Source organism: Microbispora sp. ATCC PTA-5024 (genome assembly GCF_000511135.2).
Classification (GTDB): Bacteria; Actinomycetota; Actinomycetes; order Streptosporangiales; family Streptosporangiaceae; genus Microbispora; species Microbispora corallina.
This window is the reverse complement of sequence record NZ_KI866524.1, coordinates 356,317-362,726: the sequence shown is the minus strand read 5'-3', so window position 1 is coordinate 362,726 and position 6,410 is coordinate 356,317. Positions and strand designations below refer to the sequence as shown.

5 protein-coding genes, 1 tRNA gene and 1 pseudogene are annotated in these 6,410 nt (G+C 69.1%); 1 reads left to right on the top strand and 6 read right to left on the bottom strand.

Features of this window, described 5'->3' with window-relative positions:
• Nucleotides 1-652: 652 nt before the first annotated feature.
• Complete coding sequence (locus MPTA5024_RS22355) at nucleotides 653-1,018, bottom strand: response regulator transcription factor (RefSeq protein WP_036327685.1); 366 nt, start codon at nucleotides 1,016-1,018, stop codon at nucleotides 653-655.
• 149 nt (nucleotides 1,019-1,167) lie between these two features.
• Here MPTA5024_RS22355 and MPTA5024_RS22350 point away from each other — a divergent pair.
• Nucleotides 1,168-1,242 (top strand) — tRNA-Arg (locus tag MPTA5024_RS22350).
• A 1,010-nt stretch (nucleotides 1,243-2,252) separates the two neighbouring features.
• On the opposite strand, the gene MPTA5024_RS22345 is transcribed toward MPTA5024_RS22350, so the two are convergent.
• The 5 genes and pseudogenes from MPTA5024_RS22345 to MPTA5024_RS42465 form a co-directional block, all read right to left on the bottom strand.
• Nucleotides 2,253-2,882, bottom strand: a complete 630-nt coding sequence (locus MPTA5024_RS22345) for a pyridoxamine 5'-phosphate oxidase family protein (RefSeq protein WP_036327684.1) — start codon at nucleotides 2,880-2,882, stop codon at nucleotides 2,253-2,255.
• A 14-nt stretch (nucleotides 2,883-2,896) separates the two neighbouring features.
• A pseudogene (locus tag MPTA5024_RS41170) lies at nucleotides 2,897-3,027 on the bottom strand (IS5/IS1182 family transposase); the annotation flags it as partial.
• Between the two features lie 41 nt (nucleotides 3,028-3,068).
• Nucleotides 3,069-4,067: a type I glyceraldehyde-3-phosphate dehydrogenase gene (gap, locus tag MPTA5024_RS22340; protein ID WP_036327682.1), complete on the bottom strand. Its 999-nt coding sequence runs from the start codon at nucleotides 4,065-4,067 to the stop codon at nucleotides 3,069-3,071.
• 153 nt (nucleotides 4,068-4,220) lie between these two features.
• Nucleotides 4,221-5,168 (bottom strand): GlxA family transcriptional regulator, encoded by a 948-nt coding sequence (locus tag MPTA5024_RS22335; protein ID WP_036327680.1) that lies wholly within the window; start codon nucleotides 5,166-5,168, stop codon nucleotides 4,221-4,223.
• 195 nt (nucleotides 5,169-5,363) lie between these two features.
• A partial coding sequence (locus MPTA5024_RS42465) for an RICIN domain-containing protein (RefSeq protein ID WP_036327678.1) occupies nucleotides 5,364-6,410 on the bottom strand: 1,047 nt, incomplete at its 5' end.

Sequence of the window (6,410 nt, the reverse complement as noted above, 5' to 3'; positions counted from 1 at the left end):
GGCCACGGCCACCGGCTGTTCGTGCCCGGCGGAGGCGGCGACCGTGGCCGCCCCGGCGCCGCCGGCCACCACCAGGGCCGCGGCGACTCCGAGGAGGAACCGGCGGGGTGTCCCGCGCCGTACGCGCGGAAGCTCAGGGGGGCGGTTGACCGGATCGCTCATCGGATGCTCCCTCCACTCGCCGCTGACGCGGCCGCTCCACGCGGCGGCCGACAGCGGGTGCGCGTCGCGCACTCGGGGCCCCGGCCGGGGCGGCACGGGCCGGCGTCAGGACGAGGACACACGTGATCGAAAAGATGAGAAAGAGACGAGACGGCGGGCTCCGCGGCTCCGCCACAAGGGGCCGCCAGGGGCACTCCTGGCCGGCCGGTAGATCCTCAGATGGTCAGCCGCCGCGTCGCGCAGGTCGGCCTGCCAGGGATCCCCTGGCCGCCCTACCCCGTCGGGCCCGGCGTTCACCGGCCGATCGGTAAAGTCCTCGTCCAGGGGCGGTCGCCGGACGACCACTCCCACTGTGGGGAAGGCGCCGCGATGGAGCGGCCGGCCTCGCGACGGCCACCGGGGCGGCCGAGGCGGGCACGATCACGAGCAGGGTCGCTGTACGACCTCCGGCTACGGGCGGGTCCGCCGATCCGTTCGTGGGCCGACCGGCTCAGCCGGCGCTGCCCTTGGCGAGGTCGCGGACGACCTCGATCAGCTCGGCCGGGTCGAAGGGCTTCGTCAGGTAGGCGTCCACCCCGATGCCGAACGCGCGGCGCCGGTCGTCCTCCTGGGCCCGGGCCGTGATCAGCACGACCTTGATATGACCCGTGCTCGGGTCGTTCCGCAGCCGGGTCGCCGTCTCCCAGCCGTCCAGACGGGGCATCATGACGTCGAGCGTGATCACGTCGGGATCCACGTCGTGGACGCGGTCGAGGCAGTCCTGCCCGTCGTACGCGGTCTCCACCTCGAACCCCTCAAGGGTCAGGTTGACCGCGATGAGCTGCCGGATGACCTCGTCGTCATCCACCACCAGCACTCGACCCAGAAGCTCGCTCACGGCCGCCAAGCTAGCCTGTGGGACCGGCCGGGCGCGCGGTTTTGCCGATGTGCGTGAGAGAGATCGGTCACCCGGCCTATCGATGTGACGAGCGCCCTTCAAGTGCTGGTAACCTTGTCTCCGGTTGAGCCCCCTTAGCTCAGGGGATAGAGCACCGGCCTCCGGAGCCGGGTGCGCAGGTTCGAATCCTGCAGGGGGCACCAGACCTTGACCAGCGGATCAAACCGCTGACCAGGGCCAACGACAGATCACCGGGCGGGTCTCCAGTCTCACGGAGTCCCGCCCGTTCTCGTTGGCGCTCGTCGGCTGTGGGCCAGTCGTGGGCCACTGGCAGGAGTATTCGAGGGCTCCGTTCCTTCGTACGAAACGGCGGTGAGCAGTTCACGAGCCTCCGTTGGATTGACGACGACGCGACGGCCTACCGTGTCGTTTCTCGCGATATGCTTTCGCTTAATGCGCTTGAGTGGATTCTCGGCCAGTTCTCCGAGGTCAACTGCATATTCCAGGGCATTGCTCGGCCCTCTGCGGGAGCGTGCCGCAGTGTCGGCGGCGGCAGGCCGCCCGTCGAGGGTGAGACGAGCGCATCGACGACCCGCCGTGCCACGATCGGATCTGCCATGTCTGCCAGCGGAAGCGTGGCCTTCCGGAGAATCCGAATAGCCATGTCGAGGTCAGCCGGGACGGTGTGTGGCACCTTCGCAAGCTTCTTTTGTTCACGGATGCCCCATCTCCGTCGACATGTAAAGACGAGGGTGTGCTGCAGGCAGGCTAAGGTCCTGTCACAGCGCATCGGACATGTACCGCGGCAGCCTTCTGTAGTCGGACCCCGCGTGCGTCTTGCTACCCACTGAGCCATTGCCGGTACGCGGCCGTCACGTCCTGTGATCGTGATCAGATGGTGCGCGTAGCCCTCGTTCTTTCAGTTCCGCCTGTGCGTCCGGGTTGGATTGGCCGACAGCTACAGGCGCAGCAAGGGTCCCCCTCCCTGTCCCCTCGCCGAACTCGGGCCGTGACTGCTCGCCGCCTCGCCCGCGACGAGCAACGCCTGCACTTCGCGTTGCTCGCCTGCCATGGGCACCAGGTGGGTGCACGCCACCACTTCACCCATCGACATCGGACTTCCCCTTCCAAGCTGGCGATCGAGTACGGCAACGGTGACCGAGTCCAGCACGTGACGACGGTCTTCGCCTCTGCTCTCCCAGGTCAAGCCCGCTCAGCGGTACATCCCCTCCGCGTAGGAGGGGCCGTAGTAGTGCTCCAACTCCTCGATCGGGTCCTCCGGTCGCTCCAGCGCCTGGGCGATGCGCGCCCGCGATGGCAGGGCCTGCGGGTTCCAGCTCTCCGGGCGCCACAGCTCCGAGCGGAGGAACGCCTTGGCGCAGTGGTGGAAGATCTGCTCGATCTCGACCACGATCGCGAGCTGCGGCCGGTGCCCCTTGACCACCATCTGGTCGAAGAAGGAGGCCTTGCGCACCAGGCGCGCCCTGCCGTTGACGCGCAGGGTGTCGCCGCGGCCGGGGACGAAGTAGATCAGGCCGACGTGCGGGTTGCGCAGGATGTTGTGGAATCCGTCCGCCCTGCGATTGCCGGGCCGTTCGGGGATCGCGATCGTCGAGTCGTTCAGGATCAGCGTGAATCCGGGCGGGTCGCCCTTGGGTGAGACGTCGCAGTTGCCGTCGGTGTCCGAGGTCGCGATGAGGCAGAACGGCGAGGCGGCCAGCCAGGCCCGGTCCAGCTCGTGAAGGGTCTTCCGCTCCTTCGCGATCGCGGCCGGCTTGGGGGTGCCGAGCAGCTCCCGCAACTCGTCCGCGGAGTCGATCGGCTCCCAGTCCTGGGTCTCCATGGTCCTCCTTTGATTCAGATGGTACGGCGGTGCTCCAGGCGGAGCAGGACGAGCGCCGCAGCGACGATTCGCTGATCCGGTTGGGGTCTGGACTGACCCGCCGCAACGCCTTGAAGGTGGTTTTGAGCAGGGAGTTCGCGCGCTCGCAGACGTCGTGGATACCGCGGATGACCTGTTGAGAAGGGCTCAGTCGCGCGCGAGCAGCTCCAGCGTGTCGACGACCCGGTTCGAGAAGCCCCACTCGTTGTCGTACCAGGCCACCACCTTGACGTGCCTGCCCTCGACCCGGGTGAGAGCGGCGTCGAAGATCGACGACGCAGGGTGGCCGGTGATGTCGCTGGAGACCAGCGGCTCGTCGGCGTAATCGAGGATGCCCTTGAGCCTGCCGTCGGCGGCGGCGCGGTAGGCCGCGAGCACCTCGTCGCGCGTCACCTCGCGTGAGACGGCGGTGTTCAGCTCCACGATCGACCCCACCGGGACCGGCACGCGGATCGAGTCGCCCGACAGCTTGCCGTCGAGGTTCGGCAGCACCAGGCCGATGGCCTTGGCGGCCCCCGTGGTGGTGGGCACGATGTTCACGCCGGCCGCGCGGGCGCGACGCAGGTCGCGGTGCGGGCCGTCCTGCAGGTTCTGCTCCTGCGTGTAGGCGTGCACCGTGGTCATGAAGCCGTGCTCGATACCGGCCAGGTCGTCGAGGACGGACGCCAGCGGAGCCAGCGCGTTCGTGGTGCACGAGGCGTTCGACACGATCACGTGCGTGGCGGGGTCGTACGCCTCGGTGTTCACGCCGTAGGCGAGCGTGACGTCCGCGCCGTCGGAGGGGGCGCTCACCAGCACGCGCCTGGCGCCCGCGTCGATGTGCGCGCGGGCGGCACACGCCGCGGTGAAGCGGCCGGTGGACTCGAGCACGATGCCGACGCCGAGCTCGGCCCAGGGCAGCTTGGCCGGCTCGCGTTCGGCGAGCACCTGGATGCGGCGGCCGCCGACCACGAGCTCGGCGCCGTCGACCTCGACGGAGCGGCCGAGGCGGCCGAGCGCGCTGTCGTACTTGAGCAGGTGCGCGAGGGTCTCGGGGGCGGTGAGGTCGTTGACGGCGACCACTTCGAGGTCGTTGTCACGCTCCAGCAGGGCGCGGAGGGTGTTGCGTCCGATGCGGCCGAATCCGTTGACGGCGATGCGCGTCATGGGCACTCCTTTCGTTCGCGCTCCATGATCGGCGTCCGGGCGCCGGGCTGACAGTGGCCTGAATGACAGCATGCGCAAGGATCAAGCCAGAAGTTTCGCCACCGTTCGCAAGGATCTCGCCACGCCTCACTGGCACACGGGGAGTCGGGGAACTCACGCCGAGAAGGTGTGGCGGTACTCGGTCGGGGAGGTGCCGAGGATGCGCTGGAAGTGCAGGCGCAGGTTGGCGCCGGTGCCGAGCCCGACCCGGTCGGCGATCTGCTCCACGCCGAGGTCGGTGCGTTCGAGCAGTTCGCGGGCGAGGTCCACGCGTGCCCGGAGCACCCACTGCATCGGCGTGTGGCCGGTGTCCTCCACGAACCGCCGGGAGAAGGTGCGCGCCGACACCCGCGCATGGCGGGCGAGAGTCTCGAGGGTCAGCCGTTCCGACAGGTGCGCCAGGGCCCACTCCCGCGTGTTCGCGAACACGTCGCCGAGCGGCTCGGGGACGCTGCGGGGAACGTACTGCGCCTGACCCCCGCTTCGATAGGGCGCCGCCACCAGCCGTCTCGCCACGTGGTTGGACAGCCCGACGCCGTGGTCGCGCCGCACCAGGTGCAGGCACAGGTCGATGCCGGACGCCGCGCCCGCCGACGTCAGCACGTCGCCCTCGTCCACGAACAGCACGTTCTCGTCCACCCGCACGAGCGGATGCTTGCCGGCGAGGGCTTTCGTGTAGTGCCAGTGGGTCGTCGCCCGCTTGCCGTCGAGCAGGCCCGTCGCCGCCAGCGCGAACGCCCCTGTCGAGATGGCCGCGAGCCGGGTTCCGCGCTCGTGGGCGGCCATGAGCGCCCCGAGTACCGCGGCCGGCGGCTCCGTGGTCGCCGGCTCCCGATAGCCGGGGATGAAGACGGTGTCGGCCTGCTCGAAGGCGTCGAGGCCCTCGGCCACGTGGTAGGAGAGGCCGTCGCCGCCGGTCACCAGTCCGGGCGCGGCGCCGCACACCCGCACCTCGTACGGCATGCTCGGCCGGTTGGAGAACACCTGCGCGGGGATGCCGACGTCGAGGGGCTTCGCGCCCTCCAGCACGAGCACGGCGACGCGATGGCTCCTCCGGCTCATCGGCCTCCTCCGGCTCTCCCGCGGTCCGGCGCGCGTCCCCTCGCGCCCTGACCGTCATGACCACTCCCGCAAGCATCCTGCCATCCGTCCGTCGGGCGCGCGTCACCGGTGGAGGAGGGCCGGGGCGGCGCGGCGGCGGCAGGGCGGGCCGCGGGCGGTGTGTATGACCGCCCGCGGCCCGGTGGGAACCTCACATCAGCTGCGCAGGCTCCACTGCTGGTTCGCGCCGCCGTTGCACGTCCACAGAATGAGCTTCGTGCCGTTGGCGGTGCCGCCGCCGTTGGCGTCCAGGCACAGCCCGGACTGCACACCGGTGATGGTGCCGTTGGAGTTGACGTTCCACTGCTGGTTGGTCTGTCCGTTGCAGTCCCAGATGATCACCTGGGTGCCGTTGGAGGTGCCCTGGTTGTACGCGTCCAGGCACTTGCTGCCGAACACCTGCAGCTGCTTGCCGGACGTGTACGTCCACCGCTGGTTGGTCTGTCCGTTGCAGTCGTACAGCTGGGCCTGGGTGCCGTTGGTCTGGGAGGCGCCGGTCACGTCCACGCATCGGCCCGACTGGCCGCCCACGATCGAGCCCTGCTGGGCGCTCCCGCCGCCGTTTCCTTGCCTGACGAGCGACTTCGACTCAGCGGATCGGTTCCCCTGGGCGTCCACGACGAAGAGCCGGTAATCGCCGGCCGACGCCGGAACGGCGATGGAGGTCGCGGTTCCACCTGCCCTGGTCATCGTGCTGCCGGCGGTGAAGGAGGTCGTACCCGAGGGCGCCAGCCAGACCGTCTTGCTCGCGTCGCCGGCGCTCCGGATGGGAACCGACGTCACACCGGCGGCGACGAACGTGCTGGCGGGCAGGACGTAGTCCGGCAGAGAAAGATTGCTCTGCGGGATGATGTTCCTGTACGCGTCCTCGAGTCCGGAATTCACGGCGATGCTGTATGCCTGCGACGGCCAGACGTAGTCGGAGGACACGAGGATGTCCTGGATCGTGCTGTTCGGCAGGTTCTTGTTGGAGACCTTGTTGATGGGGCCGTATGTCTGCGTGATGCTCAGATCATGCTTGCGCCCGAAGTCGTCGGAGTTGATGAGCCACGTGACGTTCTTGTCCACGCTGAGGACGTTGTCGCGGAAGGTTATGTACGCCGAGCCCTCGTCCGGGTGGAGTCCGTACTTGTGACCGGCCGGGACGCCCTGCAGGTAGTTGTTGGTGATTGTGGTTCCCGGCTGGCTGCCCAGCGTGTAGAT